At 67.5% G+C, this 17,416-nt stretch carries 16 protein-coding genes and 1 pseudogene; 8 read left to right on the forward strand and 9 right to left on the reverse strand.

Features of this window, described 5'->3' with window-relative positions; all coding sequences use genetic code 11:
- The 7 genes from GA0115259_RS10615 to trxA all read left to right on the forward strand — a co-directional run.
- A partial coding sequence (locus GA0115259_RS10615) for a DUF6049 family protein (protein ID WP_237539905.1) occupies window positions 1–2,270 on the forward strand: 2,270 nt, incomplete at its 5' end.
- Between the two features lie 45 nt (window positions 2,271–2,315).
- Complete coding sequence (murJ, locus tag GA0115259_RS10620) at window positions 2,316–4,454, forward strand: murein biosynthesis integral membrane protein MurJ (protein ID WP_093594249.1); 2,139 nt, start codon at window positions 2,316–2,318, stop codon at window positions 4,452–4,454.
- Between the two features lie 119 nt (window positions 4,455–4,573).
- Complete coding sequence (locus GA0115259_RS10625) at window positions 4,574–6,289, forward strand: protein kinase family protein (RefSeq protein ID WP_093594252.1); 1,716 nt, start codon at window positions 4,574–4,576, stop codon at window positions 6,287–6,289.
- A gap of 43 nt (window positions 6,290–6,332) precedes the next feature.
- Window positions 6,333–7,037: an RNA polymerase sigma factor SigM gene (gene sigM, locus GA0115259_RS10630; RefSeq protein WP_093594255.1), complete on the forward strand. Its 705-nt coding sequence runs from the start codon at window positions 6,333–6,335 to the stop codon at window positions 7,035–7,037.
- On the forward strand, window positions 7,034–8,017 hold the full coding sequence (locus GA0115259_RS10635) for an anti-sigma factor (RefSeq protein ID WP_093594258.1): 984 nt from the start codon (window positions 7,034–7,036) through the stop codon (window positions 8,015–8,017). The genes sigM and GA0115259_RS10635 overlap by 4 nt, the downstream gene beginning before the upstream one ends.
- 118 nt (window positions 8,018–8,135) lie before the next feature.
- Window positions 8,136–9,107 (forward strand): thioredoxin-disulfide reductase, encoded by a 972-nt coding sequence (trxB, locus tag GA0115259_RS10640; protein WP_093594261.1) that lies wholly within the window; start codon window positions 8,136–8,138, stop codon window positions 9,105–9,107.
- 43 nt (window positions 9,108–9,150) lie between these two features.
- Window positions 9,151–9,483, forward strand: a complete 333-nt coding sequence (gene trxA / locus GA0115259_RS10645; RefSeq protein ID WP_093594264.1) for a thioredoxin — start codon at window positions 9,151–9,153, stop codon at window positions 9,481–9,483.
- A 103-nt stretch (window positions 9,484–9,586) separates the two neighbouring features.
- Here trxA and GA0115259_RS10650 read toward each other — a convergent pair whose 3' ends face one another.
- From GA0115259_RS10650 to rpmH, 9 genes are all read right to left on the reverse strand, one after another.
- Window positions 9,587–10,204: a GNAT family N-acetyltransferase gene (locus GA0115259_RS10650; RefSeq protein WP_093594267.1), complete on the reverse strand. Its 618-nt coding sequence runs from the start codon at window positions 10,202–10,204 to the stop codon at window positions 9,587–9,589.
- 302 nt (window positions 10,205–10,506) lie between these two features.
- A complete protein-coding gene (locus GA0115259_RS10655) occupies window positions 10,507–11,610 on the reverse strand; it encodes a ParB/RepB/Spo0J family partition protein (RefSeq protein ID WP_093594270.1) in 1,104 nt (367 codons plus the stop codon).
- Window positions 11,607–12,683 carry an AAA family ATPase gene (locus GA0115259_RS10660; protein WP_093594273.1) on the reverse strand — a complete coding sequence of 359 codons (1,077 nt, stop codon included), beginning with the start codon at window positions 12,681–12,683 and terminating at the stop codon, window positions 11,607–11,609. Before GA0115259_RS10660 ends, GA0115259_RS10655 begins: the two co-directional genes overlap by 4 nt.
- A 266-nt stretch (window positions 12,684–12,949) precedes the next feature.
- Window positions 12,950–13,666, reverse strand: coding sequence for a 16S rRNA (guanine(527)-N(7))-methyltransferase RsmG (gene rsmG, locus GA0115259_RS10665; protein ID WP_093594276.1), 717 nt, complete (start codon window positions 13,664–13,666; stop codon window positions 12,950–12,952).
- Window positions 13,667–13,772: 106 nt separating this feature from the next.
- On the reverse strand, window positions 13,773–14,282 hold the full coding sequence (locus GA0115259_RS10670) for a Jag family protein (protein WP_093594279.1): 510 nt from the start codon (window positions 14,280–14,282) through the stop codon (window positions 13,773–13,775).
- Window positions 14,283–14,296: 14 nt separating this feature from the next.
- Window positions 14,297–15,580: a membrane protein insertase YidC gene (gene yidC / locus GA0115259_RS10675; RefSeq protein WP_093594282.1), complete on the reverse strand. Its 1,284-nt coding sequence runs from the start codon at window positions 15,578–15,580 to the stop codon at window positions 14,297–14,299.
- 3 nt (window positions 15,581–15,583) lie between these two features.
- Window positions 15,584–15,943 (reverse strand): membrane protein insertion efficiency factor YidD, encoded by a 360-nt coding sequence (yidD, locus tag GA0115259_RS10680; protein WP_093594285.1) that lies wholly within the window; start codon window positions 15,941–15,943, stop codon window positions 15,584–15,586.
- A complete protein-coding gene (gene rnpA, locus GA0115259_RS10685) occupies window positions 15,940–16,311 on the reverse strand; it encodes a ribonuclease P protein component (protein WP_079125033.1) in 372 nt (123 codons plus the stop codon). The genes yidD and rnpA overlap by 4 nt, the downstream gene beginning before the upstream one ends.
- Window positions 16,312–16,329: 18 nt before the next feature.
- A complete protein-coding gene (rpmH, locus tag GA0115259_RS10690; RefSeq protein WP_093594288.1) occupies window positions 16,330–16,467 on the reverse strand; it encodes a 50S ribosomal protein L34 in 138 nt (45 codons plus the stop codon).
- Between the two features lie 362 nt (window positions 16,468–16,829).
- On the opposite strand from rpmH, the pseudogene GA0115259_RS10695 reads away from it, so the two are divergent.
- Window positions 16,830–17,416: pseudogene (locus GA0115259_RS10695) on the forward strand (chromosomal replication initiator protein DnaA); the annotation flags it as partial.

A 17,416-nucleotide genomic window follows, 5' to 3' on the forward strand; every position in this document is an offset into this window, starting at 1 on the left:
CAGCGGCTCCAGCGGCCCAGGCGGCCGTCGGCGCGCCGGCAGCCGATGGTTCCCGTACGGTCGCTGTGGCGCTCAACACACTGACGCCCGGCGCGCCGGTGCAGGGCGACACGCTCACGATCTCCGGCACGGTCACCAACAAGGGCAAGAAGACCATCACCGATGCCCAGGTGGATCTCAGGGTAGGCCCGCGGCTCTTCGGCAGAACCGCCATCGATGACGCCTCGGCCCGCTCCAGCGACTCCACGGGTGATACGGCCCCGATCGGCGACAAGTACAAGGTCACCATCCCGAAGCTCACCTCCGGGATCCCTCAGGACTTCACCCTCTCCGTACCGGTCAACAAACTCGGGCTCGACGACGAGGGTGTCTATCAGCTCGGTGTCTCGCTGACTGGCCAGACCTCCTCCGCGCCGTACGCCCAGTTGCTGGGCATCCAGCGCACCTTCCTGCCCTGGCAGCCCGAAGCCACCGAGAAGCGGACCGAGCTCACCTACCTCTGGCCGCTGATCTCGTCGACGCATCTCTCCGCGGAGACCGGCTCGGACGATCAGCAGACGCCGGTCTTCGAGAACGACGACCTCGCCGAGGAGCTGGCCCCCGGCGGCCGGCTGGAGCAGATGGTCTCCCTCGGCAACCAGCTCCCCGTCACCTGGGTCATCGACCCCGATCTACTCGCGACCGCCGACGCGATGACCGGGAACTACCAGGTCAGAAGCGGGAACACCACCGTCCCGGGCACCAACCAGGCGATGGCCCTCAAGTGGCTCAACGAACTGGAGAAGGCCGTACAGGGCCGTAAAGTCGTCGCCCTGCCGTTCGGGGATCCGGATCTGGCGTCGCTGGCCCACCGCGGCAAGGACGTCTCCGGCGCGCTCAGCCATCTCCAGCCCGCCACGGATGTCGCCGGGAAGACCGTGGAGACCGTCCTCCATGTGAAGCCGTCCGTCGACTTCGCCTGGCCCGTGGACGGCGCGATCGATCCTTCGATCGTCGATGTCGCGACCTCGGCGGGCGCCCACCATGTCATCACCCGCAGCGACAGCCTCCAGGACAATCTCTCGTACACCGCCAGCGCCGCACGGCCCATCGGTGGCGGGACGACGGCCGTGGTCGCCGACACCCGGCTCTCCACCGCCTTCCAGGGCGATATGACGGCGACAGGCAGCTCCACCCTGGCGGTGCAGAAGTTCCTCGCGCAGTCGCTGGCCCTGACCCTTCAGGAGCCCGACAACCAGCGCAGCATCGTGGTGGCCCCGCAGCGGATGCCGACGGCGGCCCAGGCCCAGTCGATGGCGCGTGCGCTGCGCGGGCTGGACACCGAGCGCTGGACGGAGCCGTCCGATCTGATCACCGCCGCGGCGGCCACGCCCGACGACGACGCCACCACCAAGGTGCCCGGCTCCGGCCGTTACCCGAAGAAGCTGCGCGGCCAGGAGCTGCCCACGCAGGCGTTCCTCGACATCCAGAGGACGCAGAGCCGGCTGGACAACTTCAAGGCCATCCTGAGCTCACCGGACCGGGTGGCCGCGCCCTTCGGCAACGCGATCGGCCGTGCGGTGTCGACATCCTGGCGCGGCGACCGGGACTCGGCGCAGCAGTACCGCGACACGGTGGAGAGCTATCTGCTGGGCCTCACCAACGAGGTGCAGCTCATCCCGAAGTCCGTCCTCACCTTGTCCGGCCGCAGCGCGACCATCCCGGTGACCGTTCAGAACAAGCTGGTGCAGGGCGTCCAGAATCTGACGCTGCGCCTCACGTCCGAGAAGCCGACGCGCCTCAAGCTCGACGGCGGCGCGCGTATGGCGGAGCGGCCCATCAAGATCGACGGCGGGCACAGCCAGTCGGTGAAGTTCACCGGAGCGGGCAATGCCAACGGCCCGGTCCAGGTGACCGCACAGCTCTACACCGAGGACGGCAAGCTCTACGGCGGGCCCATGACCTTCCAGGTCAGGGTCTCCGAGATCACGCCCACCGTAATGCTCGTCATCGCCGGCGGTGTGCTCCTGCTGGTCCTCGCCGGTGTCAAGATGTACAGCCAGCGCAAGCGGGCGGTGGCCCGTAAGGCCGCCGCCGGGCCCATGGACGACGGCACCGGCACCGCCGACGGAGCCGCTGCCGACGGCACGGAGGGCCCGCACGACACGAAGGACACGGACGCCGCGCGGGCCGTGGAGGACACGGAACCCGAGCAGCCGAGTGACCCGACACCGGACACCGCACCAGAAAGCGCGGACGCGTCGGGCCCGGGTGAGAAAGTGGACCGTTGAGCGATGTCGTGGCCGGTCGGCCGGGGACGATGAGGTGGGGTAACCATGAACGCGCCGTACGACGGTGACCGCGGACAGGGCGCGGGCGGCGATCCGGCAGGCCAGGTTCCGCCTTCCGCGCCGTCCGCCCAGGATCCCTATGTCCAGGACGCCTACAACCGGGACCCCTACTGGGCGCAGGACCTCTCCGCGCAGGATCCGGTGACCGAGGCGCTGTACGACCGCGCCTCGCACCCGCCTCCGCCGCCGGGCACCTATCCGGATCCGCAGACGCTGTACCAGCAGCCGCCCGCGCAGCAGTACGCCCCCGATCCGCGTGTCTGGGCGCAGACCCCGCCGCCCGAGCCCTCCGGTCCCTCCCGCCGTCTGCCCTACGGGGACGACCCGAGGACCACCCAGTACACGGGCGTCGACGACCTTGTCTCCTGGGCCGGTGACGAGATCCCGGAGCAGGACGCGTTCGCGCATCTCTACCGCGACCAGCAGGGCACGGGACAGACACTCACCGAGCCGGAACCGGTGGCCGCGCCCGCTCCGCCCCCGGCGAAGAAGCAGGGCAAGGCCGCGGGACTGCTCAAGTCGAGCGCGGTGATGGCCGCGGGCACACTGGTGTCCCGGCTCACCGGCTTCGTACGGAGCCTGGTGATCACCGCCGCCCTGGGCGCCGCGCTGCTCGGTGACTCCTTCACCGTCGCCTACACCCTGCCGACGATGATCTACATCCTCACCGTCGGCGGCGGCCTCAACTCCGTCTTCGTACCGCAGCTCGTACGGGCGATGAAGAACGACAAGGACGGTGGCGTCGCCTACGCCAACCGGCTGTTGACGCTCGTCATGGTGGCCCTCGGCGCGATCGTGGCCCTCGCCGTGTTCGGAGCGCCGCTGCTCGTCCGGCTGATGTCGGACACCATCGCCGGCGACCCCGCCGCCAACAACGTGGCCGTCACCTTCGCCCGTTACTGCCTGCCCACGATCTTCTTCATGGGTGTGCATGTGGTGATGGGCCAGATCCTCAACGCGCGCGGGAAGTTCGGCGCGATGATGTGGACTCCGGTCCTCAACAACATCGTCATGATCGCCACGTTCGGTCTCTTCATCTGGGTGTACGGCACCGCCGCCGACTCGGACATGACGGTCAAGACCATCCCGGCGGACGGCGTGCGGCTGCTGGGCATCGGTACGCTGCTCGGCCTCGCCGTCCAGGCCCTGGCGATGATCCCGTATCTGCGTGAGACCGGATTCCGGTTCCGCCCGCGCTTCGACTGGAAGGGCCATGGCCTGGGCAAGACGGTCAAGCTGGCCAAGTGGACCGTCCTGTTCGTCCTCGCCAACCAGGCCGGCGTGCTCGTCGTCACGCAGCTCGCCACCGCCGCCGGCGAGGCCTCCGGCAAGGACGGAACCGGCATCCTCGCCTACAGCAACGCCCAGTTGATCTGGGGCATGCCGCAGGCCATCATCACCGTCTCGGTCATGGCCGCGCTGCTGCCGCGGATCTCCCGCGCCGCCCACGACGGCGACCCGGGCGCGGTCCGCGACGACATCTCCCAGGGGCTGCGCAATTCGGCGGTCGCCATCGTCCCGATCGCCTTCGCGTTCCTCTCGCTCGGCGTTCCGACGTCCATCCTGATGTTCTCGTCCAGCGGTCTGGAATCGGCACGGTCCATGGGCTTCATCCTGATGGCGTTCGCCCTCGGACTGATCCCCTACTCCGTCCAGTACGTGGTGCTGCGTGGCTTCTACGCCTACGAGGACACCCGGACCCCCTTCTACAACACCGTCATCGTCGCCGTGGTGAACGCCGCGGCCTCGGCCGGCTGCTATGTGGTGCTGCCGTCCCGCTGGGCCGTGGTCGGCATGGCCGCCTCGTACGGTCTGGCCTACGCGGTCGGTGTCGGTATCGCCTGGCGCAGGCTGCGGAACCGGCTGGGCGGGGATCTGGACGGCGGGCGCGTCCTGCGCACGTACGCCCGGCTCTGCCTGGCGTCCGTACCCGGAGCCCTCGCGGCCGGCGCGCTCGCGTATGTCGTCCTCAACACGCTCGGCAGCGGCGCTCTGGCGTCGCTGGTGGCACTGATCGGCGGTGGCATCGTCCTGCTGGGCATCTTCTTCGTCGCCGCGAAGAAGATGCGGATCGAAGAGCTGAACTCCATGGTCGGCATGGTGCGCGGACGCCTCGGCCGGTAGAACGGCACGGCCGAGCACAACCATCGTCGGCTGCCGCGTGTCGTGCATAGCGTCCGACTGTGGGCACAATTGGCTTGGCTGTTGGATAGCGCGCAACGGATGGGGAGGCAGGAGCGACGGTGGCGGAACGTAGCACGGCTGCCGTCGACGTGGCCGACAACAGCGGTGATGAGCCGCTGACCGCCAAGGCGGACAAGGCCACGGCCGACGGGGTGGCGAAAGCCCAGGACACGGCGGAGAAGTCCGCACCGGACACGGGCAGCGAGCAGCGGAGCTCCGTGCCGGGCATCGCGACGCCCGAGCTGCACAGCGGCCATAAACTCGCCAGACGCTACCGCCTGGAGGAGTGCGTCACCCGTCTGGACGGTTTCAGCAGCTGGCGTGCCGTGGACGAGAAGCTGCGCCGTGCCGTCGGCGTGCACCTCCTCCCCGCCGGCCATCCGCGGGCCCGTTCCGTGCTCGCGGCGGCCCGCTCCGCCGCCCTGCTCGGCGACCCGCGCTTCGTCCAGGTTCTGGACGCGGTCGAGGAGAACGACCTCGTCTATGTCGTCCACGAGTGGCTGCCGGACGCCGTGGAACTCACCGCGCTCCTCGCCTCGGGCCCGATGGAGGCCCATGACGCCTACCAACTGGTGAGCCAGGTCTCCCAGGCCATGGCGGCGGCCCACCGCGAAGGCCTCGCCCATCTGCGACTGACTCCCGGAGCGGTCCTGCGGACATCCACCGGTCAGTACCGGATCCGCGGTCTGGCCGTGAACGCCGCGCTGCGCGGCATCCGCGCAGACCGGCCGCAGCGCACCGACACGGAGGCCATCGGTGCGCTTCTCTACGCCGCGCTGACACAGCGCTGGCCGTACGAAACCGATGCCTACGGTCTCTCCGGCCTGCCCAAGGGTGTCGGGCTGATCGCGCCCGACCAGGTGCGCGCGGGAGTCCATCGCGGTCTCTCGGAGCTCGCCATGCGGGCCCTGATCAATGACGGCGCCACCGCGTCCCGTCAGGAGCCGCCGTGCACCACCCCGGACGAGCTGGCCGCCGCGGTCGCGGAGATGCCCCGTATCCGTCGGCCTGAGCCCACCTTCACGGCCCCGCCGGAGTACCAGCGCACCACCTATCAGCAGGGCACCTACGGGCGCACCCAGGCGGGCCTCGGAGCGATGCCCACTCCGCCGGTGGCGCCTCCGCCGCCCCCGCTCCAGGGCCGTACCGGCAAGGCCCTCAAATGGACCGTCGCCGCGCTCCTCATCGCCGCCCTGGGCCTTGGAAGCTGGCAGGTCGCCGACCGCCTTCTGGACCAAAGGAACACGGGGAACGACGCCCCGCCCACCGAGACCACCACGGGAGACGGGGACAAGCCGGCCAAGCCCGTGAAGCCGCTCCGGATCGCCGGCGCGACCGAGTTCATGCCCAGCGGGGCCGGAATAAAGCCGGAACTGGTACCGAACGCCATCGACGGGAAATCCGGCACCTCCTGGATCACGCTCCAGTACAAGGGCTACGCCAACTTCGGCAATCTCCCCAACCGCAAGGACGGCAGCGGGATAATCGTTGATCTCGGCAGCGTGCAGGATGTGTCGGGCATCGACCTCGACATGTACCGCGCGGGCCACACGGCGGAAGTACTCGCCGCCGACCCGGACGTATCGGCTCCGACCGGCCTCTCGGACTTCCCTCAGCGCCTTACCAAGCTGGAGACGGTCGGAAAGACCCTGAAGCGCGCGCTCGACAAGCCCGTGCGAACCCGATACGTATTGATCCACATCACCGAACTGCCCAACGACGGATCCGCTTCTCTCTTCCGGGGCGGTATCTCGGAGATCAAGATCACCGGCTGACCGGATCAGGAGAGCCGACCGGACCAGGGGAGGGGGCTCACCGTTGGACGACGTCGCACTCGGCGATACAAGTGACCAGGACCTGCTGAGCGCTCATGTCGCAGGCGACCCTCATGCCTTCGGTGAACTGGTACGGCGCCACCGCGACCGGCTCTGGGCCGTCGCCGTACGGACTCTCGGCGACCGGGAGGAAGCGGCGGACGCGGTGCAGGATGCCCTGGTCTCCGCCTTCCGGGCGGCCCATACCTTCCGCGGTCAGTCCGCGGTGACCACCTGGCTGCACCGGATCACCGTGAATGCCTGTCTCGACCGGGCCCGCAAGGCCGCCTCCCGCAAGACCTCTCCCGTGGACGACACCGAGCGGCTGGAGCAGCTCCTGGAGCCGCATGAGTCGGCGGAGGCCCCCGCCGAGCGCCAGGACCTCCACCGTGAGCTGCTGGCGGCCCTGGCCAAACTCCCCGTCGACCAGCAGGCGGCTCTGGTGCTGGTCGATATGCAGGGCTACCCGGTGGCGGAGGCCGCCGCGATCCTGGGTGTCCCCACCGGAACGGTGAAAAGCCGCTGCGCCCGTGGCCGGGCCAGATTGCTCCCCATGCTCACTCATCTACGAGCAGACACCGGGGGTAACAGCGATCTCGGCAGGGGAAGGAACCGGACGCCAGGGGCATCCGTCCCACCGGCATCAGCACCAAGGGATTCAGGGCCAAGTGATCCCGCTGGAGTGAAGGGCGGAGGTGGGCGCGCATGACATCGACGACCGACATGGCTCAGCACCCGGATGTCTCGGAGATCTCCGACCTGACGGAAGGCCTGCTCCCACCGTCCCGTGCCGCCGATATAAGGAACCATCTGGACGGCTGCGCGCTCTGTGCCGATGTTCATGACTCACTTGAAGAGATCAGGGGACTGCTCGGCACCCTGCCCGGACCGCCCCGGATGCCGACCGATGTCGCTGAGCGCATCGATGCCGCACTGGCGGCAGAGGCGCTCCTGAACGCGACCGCGCCCGACGAGACCGCGCATGTTTCACGTGAAACATCGCGCCCTTCCGAGGCGCCCGCCGAGTCGGACGCCTCCGTATCGGCAGAGGCCTCGGCGCCGGACGTGTCGTCGGTGGACGCCTCGTCGGCCGAGGCCGTACGGGCAGGCCGCCCGGCCGGTCGGCCGAGGGCGGCCACGGGCCCCGGTCGCACCGCTCAAAGCCGACGTCGCCGCCGTACCGCCGTTCTGGGGGCTGTCTTCGGCACAGCCGCCGTGGGTGTGAGTGTTCTGCTGCTTCAGTCGCTCAATTCGAGCACCGCCGACATCGACGCTCAGACCGGCTCGGCACTCAGTTCCACGAAGAGCGACGGTGAAGAGTTCACCGAGGACCGGCTCCAGAGCAGCGTGGACGCGCTGCTGGCCTCCGGCCCGGCAGCGGATGCGGAGACCAAGGAGCCGGGCACCGGGCAGGATGTCCCTCCGCGTGAGCGGAGCGGCTCGAACGCACCTCTGCTTCGGCCCACGCCCGAGGTGCCGCCCTGTATCGAGCAGGGCATCGGACGTACCGAGCCCGTCCTCGCCGCCCAGCAGGGCATGTATCAGGGCAGCCGGGCCTATCTCGTCGTTCTGTCCCACTCCACCGACAGCAGCCAGATCCAGGCGTATGTGGTCGATGCCACCTGCGTGGACAACCGTTCCTCGGCCAAGGGCAAAGTTCTACTGACACACGCCTACCCGCGCCGCTGACGACACCTGCGGTGCCACGGGGAGCCTCGGGAATGCGGGACCCGTAGGATCCGTTGGATGGGGTGATAGTCGTTGATCCGGCCCCAGTAGGCAGTCTGCAGAGACGAGGAAGAATCCCGTGAGCGACGTCCGTAATGTGATCATTATCGGCTCCGGGCCCGCCGGCTATACGGCCGCGCTGTACACCGCGCGTGCATCGCTGAAGCCGCTGGTCTTCGAGGGCGCCGTCACCGCCGGTGGTGCGCTGATGAACACCACCGATGTGGAGAACTTCCCGGGGTTCCGCGACGGCATCATGGGCCCGGACCTGATGGACAACATGCGGGCACAGGCGGAGCGCTTCGGCGCCGAGCTCGTCCCGGACGATGTCATCTCCGTCGACCTCGCCGGTGACATCAAGACGGTCACCGACACGGCGGGCACGGTACACCGGGCGAAGGCCGTGATCGTCACGACCGGCTCCCAGCACCGCAAGCTCGGCCTGGCCAACGAGGACACTCTCTCCGGTCGCGGTGTCTCCTGGTGTGCCACCTGTGACGGCTTCTTCTTCAAGGAACAGGACATCGCCGTGGTGGGCGGTGGCGACACCGCGATGGAGGAAGCCACCTTCCTTTCGCGCTTCGCCAAGTCCGTCACGATCGTCCACCGCCGGAACACGCTGCGTGCCTCCAAGGCCATGCAGGACCGCGCCTTCTCCGACCCGAAGATCAAGTTCGCCTGGGACAGCGAGGTCGCGGAGATCCACGGCGATCAGAAGCTCTCCGGACTGACCCTCCGCAACACCAAGACCGGTGAGCTCTCGGCTCTCCCGGTGACCGGTCTGTTCATCGCGGTGGGCCATGACCCGCGGACCGAGCTGTTCAAGGGCCAGCTCGATCTGGACAGCGAGGGCTACCTCACCGTCGACGCTCCGTCGACACGGACCAATCTGTCCGGTGTCTTCGGTGCCGGTGATGTCGTGGACCACACCTACCGCCAGGCGATCACCGCTGCGGGTACCGGCTGCTCCGCGGCTCTCGACGCCGAGCGCTTCCTCGCCGCGCTGAGCGACAGCGAGCACGCCGAGCCGGAGAAGACCGCCACCGTCTGAACCTCTGTACCGACCCACACCTCATAGACCTAAGGAGGCCGCCGTGGCCGGCGACCTGAAGCATGTGACCGACGAGTCGTTCGAGCAGGATGTCCTCAAGAGCGACAAGCCCGTACTGGTGGACTTCTGGGCCGCCTGGTGCGGACCTTGCCGCCAGATCGCCCCGTCGCTCGAAGCCATTGCGGCCGAGCACGGCGACAAGATCGAGATCGTCAAGCTCAACATCGACGACAACCCGGCCACCGCAGCCAAGTACGGCGTCATGTCCATCCCGACGCTGAATGTCTACCAGAACGGCGAGGTCGCCAAGACCATCGTCGGTGCCAAGCCCAAGGCCGCGCTGATGCGCGACCTGGAGAGCTTCATCGGCGAGTAGTCGGTGCGCGGCACCAGCGACAGTCGGCCCCAATGTTTCACGTGAAACGGGCTCGTTCCCCCGGCCGGGGGAACGAGCCCGTTTCTGTTCCGCTTCGGAGCACTCAGAGCGGCCGGAGCGCCGGTTCCTTCTTCACGGCGCCCAGCAGCCGGTCCAGCGCCAGCTCCACATCCTCTTTCCAGGAGAGCGTCGTCCGCAGCTCCAGCCTCAGCCGTGGATGCCGTGGATGGGGCCGTACGGTCTTGAAGCCCACCGCCAGCAGATGATCCGCGGGCAGTACACAGGCCGGCTCCTTCCAGCGGGCATCACCGAACGCCTCGATCGCCTTGAACTCCCGCCGCAGCAGATCTTTGGCCACGGTCTGCACCATCACCCGCCCGAGCCCCTGTCCCTGATAGCCCGGCTTGATCCAGGCGGTCATGAGCTGGGCCGCGTCCGGAGAGACAGGGCTCGTCGGAAAGGCCATCGAGCGCGGCACATACGCCGGGGGTGCGTAGAGCACAAAGCCCACCGGCAGATCGTCCACATAGACCACACGGCCGCAGGATCCCCACTCCAGCAGGACGGCCGAGATCCAGGCTTCCTTCTCCACCTCGGATCTGCCGGCTCTCACCGCGGCTTCCCCACTGACCGGATCGAGCTCCCAGAAGACACACGCACGACAGCGCTTGGGGAGATCCGGAAGGTTGTCCAGCGTGAGCGGTACGAGCCGACGCCCCATGAAGGCTGTTCTCCACTTCCTTCGCCTGCCGCGCCACGGGCGGTTGTCAGCGCACTCCGTTCCCGAAGCAGGCCACCGACAAAGCCGCCGATCACTCCAAGACTCAGTCCTGCTGACACCAGTTGACTGCGGCTCACCGATCGCATGGCCCTCGTTCTCCTTCTGAGGTGATCAAGGTGGATGCGCCATACCAGAACGCATCGTATCCACCCAGAGCCACCTGGCACACCGAGGGACAGCAAAGGGCGGGCTGTGTTCCGGTAAGCATGGAACACAGCCCGCCCGATGGCAGCGCGAGAACCTCAGCTCTCGTCGTCGTCCTCCCCGGTATCACCGGAGAGTCCCTTGTCCAGGACGCGTCCCTCGCCGGGAGCGAGAGTGCCGAGAATCCGTTCCAGATCGTCCATCGAGGCGAACTCGACAACGATCTTTCCCTTCTTCTGGCCCAGGTCGACCTTCACCCGGGTCTCGAAGCGGTCCGAGAGACGTGAGGCCAGATCGGTCAGCGCCGGCGACAGCCGGGCACCGGCCCTCGGTCCCTTTGCCTTGGGCGTGCTCTGCGGACGCGAGCCCATCAGAGTCACGATCTCCTCCACCGCACGCACCGAGAGCCCTTCGGCCACGATGCGATGCGCCAGCCGGTCCTGCTCCTCGGAGTCGTCCACCGACAGAAGGGCCCGCGCATGACCGGCCGACAGCACTCCGGCCGCGACCCTGCGTTGTACCGGGGGAGAGAGCCGGAGCAGTCGCAGCGTATTGGAGACCTGCGGACGGGAGCGGCCGATCCGGTCGGCGAGCTGGTCATGCGTGCAGTTGAAGTCCTTGAGCAACTGGTCGTACGCCGCGGCCTCTTCCAGCGGATTGAGCTGGGCACGGTGGAGATTCTCCAGCAGCGCGTCGAGCAACAGCTTCTCGTCGTCCGTCGCACGGACGATCGCCGGAATACGCTCCAGACCGGCCTCCCGGCAGGCCCGCCAGCGCCGCTCACCCATGATGAGCTCATAGCGCTCCGGGCCCACCTGCCGTACGACCACGGGCTGGAGGAGCCCCACCTCTTTGATGGAGGTCACCAGCTCGGCCAGGGCGTCCTCGTCGAACACCTCACGCGGCTGACGAGGATTCGGTGTGATGGAGCCGATCGGTACCTCGGCGAAGTGCGCCCCGGCGGTCGCCGCCGGCTCGGGCACCGCCTCCGACTCGTGTGTGACCGTCTCGGCGTCCGGTGCCATGGCGGCCTGTGGCAGCGAGGTCACCTTCGCAGCGGCCACACCACGGTCCGCCGTCAGTACCGGAGCCGCTCCGGGAGCCGCCGGGGCCACTCCTGGAGCGGGCACCTGCAACTCCTGCGGAGCGGCAGGGATCAGCGCACCGAGCCCACGCCCCAATCCTCTACGTCGCTCGCTCACTGGATCCCCTCCGACATACTCTGCTGACTGTTCTGGCTGCCCACATGGGCCTGCTGGGCGTCATAGTGCACCCCGACCCCCCTGAGTGCGATTTCGCGGGCGGCTTCGAGATAGGACAGGGATCCACTGGATCCTGGATCGTACGTCAGCACCGTCTGGCCATAGCTCGGTGCCTCCGAGATACGTACGGACCGAGGGATGCTCGTCCGCAGCACCTCGTTGCCGAAGTGACTCCGTACCTCTTCCGCCACCTGCGAGGCGAGCCGAGTCCGGCCGTCATACATGGTGAGCAGGATCGTCGACACATGCAGCGCGGGATTGAGATGTCCCCGCACCAGATCGACATTCCTCAGGAGCTGCCCCAGCCCTTCCAGCGCGTAGTACTCGCACTGGATGGGGATCAGCACCTCCGCACCGGCGACCATCGCATTGACGGTCAGCAGGCCGAGTGAGGGCGGGCAGTCGATCAGGATGTAATCCAACGGCTGCTCATATGCCTCGATCGCCCGCTGAAGCCGGCTCTCCCGTGCCACCAGCGACACCAGTTCAATCTCCGCACCGGCGAGATCGATGGTGGCGGGGGCACAGAAGAGGCCTTCGACGTCCGGGACGGGCTGGACCACCTCGGAGAGTGGCTTGCTCTCCACCAGGACGTCATAGATCGAGGGGACTTCGGCATGATGGTCGATACCGAGCGCCGTGGAGGCGTTGCCCTGGGGATCGAGGTCGATCACCAGCACGCGCGCGCCATGGAGCGCAAGCGAGGCGGCAAGGTTGACCGTGGTGGTGGTCTTCCCCACTCCGCCCTTCTGATTGGCAACGACCATGACACGCGTCTGCTCAGGACGGGGCAGACCCTCGCCGGCTCGGCCCAATGCCTCGACCGCCAGTTGGGCAGCGCGACCAATGGGGGTGTCGTCCATCGGGGGCGGTGTTTCACGTGAAACATCCTCCCCCACCGACTCGGTGCGGGGACCGGGGACCGGATCGGTCATCGGTCCCGCGATGTTGGCGTCGGACCGCAAGGATTCACTCTCCTCGACTTCAGACTCGCAATGAAGAGAGCCTGCCATGCTTTCGGGGTCGTGAACCAGCGAGGCCCGTGGTTCTGTGGATGAATCCACATCTGTGGACAACCCCGTGCCCCTTACGAGGGGCTTTCGGCCGCGTGGTGTGGAAGCCGCGCGGCCACGGTCGATGATTCCTTGTAGCAGTGAGCGACGTTTCACGTGAAACACGATGCACGCGCCGCAGGTCTAGATCGTCACGACACTCCGCACTGCATAGGCAGGGCAGCTTGTATGGAGCACCACCGGTAGGCGGCGTAGGCCGGTACGGCTCAGCGGCGTCGCCGCGCACGGCCCGCTCGCGCGGCCTTGGCCCGCTTCGTGGCGAACCTCACTCCACCGGGACTCTCCCCGACCTCAACCCGCACCACGGTGGCCAGCGGGTCGACGATACCTTCTCCGACCTGGAGCACCGAGGTCTCCAGGACACCGAGCTTGCTCAGCGCCGCGCGAGCCCCCTTGATCTCCTCCTCGGCCGTGTCGCCCTTAAGTGCCAGCATCTCGCCGTACGGACGCAGCAGCGGCACGCCCCAGCCCGCCAGACGGTCCAGCGGAGCCACCGCACGCGCGGTCACCACATGCACCGGCTGGAGTGTGCCGAGGACCTCCTCGGCACGGCCACGCACCACCGTGACATGGTCCAGGCCCAGCAGCTCGACCACTTCCTGGAGAAAGTTGGTCCGCCGCAGCAGCGGCTCCAGCAGCGTGATCTTCAGATCCGGCCGTACCAGCGCCAGCGGAATCCCGGGAAGCCCGGCCCCCGAACCGACGTCGCAGACCATTACGCCCTCGGGCACCACCTCGGAGAGCACCGCGCAGTTCAGCAGATGCCGCTCCCACAGCCGTGGTACCTCGCGTGGACCGATCAGACCGCGCTTGACCCCCGCGTCCGCCAGCAGCTCCGCGTAGCGGACAGCCTCGGGAAAGAACTCACCGAAGACAGCACGCGCCGCGTCCGGTGCAGGGGGAAGCTCTGCTGCTTCCGTCACGGGAACCGTCCTTCCATACCGAACCACCGAGCGGTGGCTGACTATCAGGGCTGGCAAAAATCGGCCCCGCCTGCGGAACAGACGGGGCCGGAAAGCGATGGACCGGTCAGGCCGGGAGCACCACGACGAAGCGCTGGGGCTCCTCGCCCTCGGACTCGCTGCGCAGACCCGCGGCGGCGACCGCGTCATGCACAACCTTCCGCTCGAAGGGTGTCATGGGGTTCAGCTTCACCGGCTCACCGGTGCTCTTCACCTCGTCCGCGGCCTTGGCACCCAGCTCGGCCAGCTCGGTGCGCTTCTTGGCCCGGAAGCCCGCGATATCCAGCATCAGCCGGCTGCGGTCCCCGGTCTCCCGGTGGACCGCGAGCCGTGTCAGCTCCTGAAGTGCCTCCAGCACTTCACCGTCGCGTCCCACCAGCTTCTGCAGATCCCGGCCGCCCGAGTCACTGATGATCGAGACCGCGGCCCGGTCGGCCTCGACGTCCATATCGATGTCGCCGTCGAGATCAGCGATATCGAGCAGACCTTCGAGGTAGTCGGCCGCGATCTCCCCTTCCTGCTCCAGGCGGGTCAGGGTGTCGCCCCCCTCGGCGGCGGAGATGGTGCCTTCCGTCACGGATGGACTCCTTCTTACTTCTTGGACGGGTGCTTGGGCCGCTGCGGGCCCTTACGCTGCCCCGACTTGGCTTGGCGTGCGGAACCGGCGGTGGGCTTGCCCGTCGGCTTGGACTTGGTGTCCTGCGGCTCGTCCTTCTTCTGCAACGAGGTCTTCGCCATGTCGTCGGCGGCCTCGGAGTCCTTGGCCTCGGCCGGCTTCTCCGTACCCGGATGGGCAGCGGCGGCGGCCTGCCGCTGCGCCTTGGTCTGGCGCTTCGGCTGCTGCCTCCTCGCCGCACCGCCGGACTCGGCCTCGGCGGAGGCGGTCTCACTCCTGATCACCGTGCCGTCGGCCTGGGCGGCCAGCCCCACCTTGGCCAGGCCCGTCACAAACTTGCGCTCGTTGTCGTTGCGGTCGGGCCCCTTGGCCACGATCGCCTTGACGATATTGCGCTTACGACGGGACCGGACCTCGCTGTGGGCGGTGATGCTCTTGAGCAGCCGCTGGAGGTACTGGTCCTGCGCCTTGCTGCCCGGCGTCGGGTTCTGGTTGATCACATACATCTGCTGGCCCATGGTCCACACGTTGGTGGTCAGCCAGTAGACGAGCACACCGACCGGGAAGTTGATACCGGTGACGGCGAAGATCAGCGGGAAGATGTACATGAGCATCTTCTGCTGCTGCATGTACGGCGTCTTGACCGTCAGGTCGACGTTCTTGGTCATCAGCTGGCGCTGGGTGTAGAACTGCGAGGCCGACATCAGAACGATCATGATCGCGGTGACCACACGTACATCGGTCAGCGAGGCGCTCAGGGACGCGACCTTGTCACTGCTGTCGGTGAACTTGGCGGCCAGCGGGGCGCCGAAGATATGCGCCTGACGCGCGCTGTCCAGCAGCGACTGGTTGATGACACCGATCGTCTTGCCGCTCGCGATGCTGGAGAGCACGTGGTACAGGGCGAAGAAGAACGGTGACTGCGCCAGGATGGGAAGACATGAGGAGAGCGGATTGGTGCCCGTCTCCTTGTACAGCTTCATCATCTCTTCGGACTGACGCTGTTTGTCGTTTTTGTAGCGCTCCTGGATCGCTTTCATCTTGGGCTGGAGCACCTGCATATTCCGGGTCGACTTGATCTGCTTCACAAAGAGCGGAATCAGACAGATCCGGATCAGCACCACCAGGGACACGATGGACAGTCCCCAGGCCCAGCCGGTGTCAGGGCCGAAGATCGTCCCGTACAGCGCGTGGAACTGGACAATGACCCATGAAACAGGTGTGGTGATAAAACTGAAAAAACTGGCAATCGTGTCCACTAATCAGGCTCCTTGAGCTTTGGACGAGGTCTCTGCGGCTGGACTGGGAGTTTCGGGGGCCGGTCCCCCGGAAGGCACGCCAGCGGCGGAGTGCCCGCCCTTACTGCCGCGCCACGCATTGCGCAGCAGTTCGTGCCACCGTGGACGTTTACGCGGTGGGACATGGTCCACACCGCCCGGCGACCACGGATTGCACCGCAGGATGCGCCAAGCGGTCAGCGCCGTGCCCTTCACCGCGCCATGCCGGTCGATGGCCGTATATCCGTAGTGCGAACACGACGGGTAGTACCGGCAGACGGGCCCCAGCAGCGGGCTGATCGTCCACTGATACAGCTTGATAAGAGCCAGCAGCGGGTATTTCATCGCGTGCCCCCTCCCAGCAGCCGCCGGAGAGCGGCATCCAGGTCTCGGGCCAGTTGTGCATGATCGGCGTCACCCGCTCCGGGCAGCGCCCGTACGACAACCAGGCTACCGGGGGGCAGCTCGGGCAGTCGTTCACGTATCAGATGACGAAGTCTGCGCTTCACCTGGTTACGTACGACGGCACCGCCCACGGCCTTGCTTACGACGAAACCCGCACGCGTCGGGGAGGCGCTCTCCCCAGGCGCGTGCGGGTCCATTGCACCGCTGCGTAGATGGACGACAAGAAGCGGGCGTCCGGCCCGGCGACCTCGGCGAACCGCGGCCGCGAACTCCTCGCGCCGCCTCAGCCGATTCTCGGTAGGCAGCACGTCATGACCTGACGGCGATCAGGCGGACAGACGGGCGCGACCCTTGCCACGGCGGTTCGCGAGAATCGCGCGGCCGGCACGGGTACGCATCCGCAGCCGGAAGCCGTGGGTCTTGGCGCGACGACGGTTGTTCGGCTGGAAGGTGCGCTTGCTCACTCGGGGGCTCCAGAGATGATGTGTGGGATGGCGGGACATCGCCTGGCTGTCACCGTGCGCCCACGAGTAGCTCGCGTTTACGCCCGAGTGCACCGCTTCACAACCACAGATCGTGATCTTTGCCCATCGGAGGCAGGCGGCAGCAGCCATCGACAACTCGACCTGGTCACGGTACGCGCGGCTACGCCATCCGGTCAAACCAGCTCTGTGCCGGGCGCCATTGTGCACAGGCTGTGGACAACAACTTGAACCGCGTGGGTCGCCGTGACTACCGTGGCTGAACTCCGGCTTCGTTTCCTGCCGGTCTTCCCATCCCGTCCCGAGAACCACACATTCGTGGGACCTGCGAGAGAGCGTGCCTTGTGGCTGATGTACCTGCCGATCTTGCCGCAGTGTGGCCACGAGTGCTGGAGCAGCTCCTCAGGGAGGGCCAGCAGGGCGTCGAGCCCAAGGACAAGCAGTGGATCGAGCGCTGCCAGCCTCTCGCCCTCGTGGCCGACACCGCCCTGCTCGCCGTCCCCAACGAGTGGGGAAAGCGCGTCCTGGAAGGACGGCTCGCTCCTCTCATCAGCGAGACCCTGAGCCATGAGTGCGGCCGGCCCATCCGGATCGCCATCACCGTCGACGACTCGGCGGCCGAGCCCACACCGCCTGCTCCGGCCGTGCCTCAGCAGCACCGCTACCAGGGCCCGCCGCACGACGAGCAGCGGCAGAGCGATACATACGACAGCTACGGGCACCGCCCGTCGGACGACGGCATGCCGTCGGTACGCCCGGCCTACCCGGACTACCAGCAGCAGCGCCCCGATCCCGGTGCGTGGCCGCGTACCCAGGAGGACCTGTCCTGGCAGCAGCCCCGTCTCGGCGGCTACCAGGAGCACGATCCGTACGCCACCGTCCGCCCGCAGCAGCCGCACGACTACCGGCAGCCCCAAGGGCTCGATCCCTC

Origin of the sequence: Streptomyces sp. MnatMP-M17 (genome assembly GCF_900091995.1) — a bacterium.
Taxonomy (GTDB): Bacteria; Actinomycetota; Actinomycetes; order Streptomycetales; family Streptomycetaceae; genus Streptomyces.

Coding starts and splice junctions, on each gene's coding strand:
- GA0115259_RS10650 (WP_093594267.1), bottom strand. CDS start 10,204: ATGGGGCGTCGGCTCGTACCGCTCACGCTGGACAACCTTCCGGATCTC.
- GA0115259_RS10660 (WP_093594273.1), bottom strand. CDS start 12,683: ATGGCAGGCTCTCTTCATTGCGAGTCTGAAGTCGAGGAGAGTGAATCC.
- murJ (WP_093594249.1), top strand. CDS start 2,316: ATGAACGCGCCGTACGACGGTGACCGCGGACAGGGCGCGGGCGGCGAT.
- GA0115259_RS10635 (WP_093594258.1), top strand. CDS start 7,034: ATGACATCGACGACCGACATGGCTCAGCACCCGGATGTCTCGGAGATC.
- yidD (WP_093594285.1), bottom strand. CDS start 15,943: ATGAAATACCCGCTGCTGGCTCTTATCAAGCTGTATCAGTGGACGATC.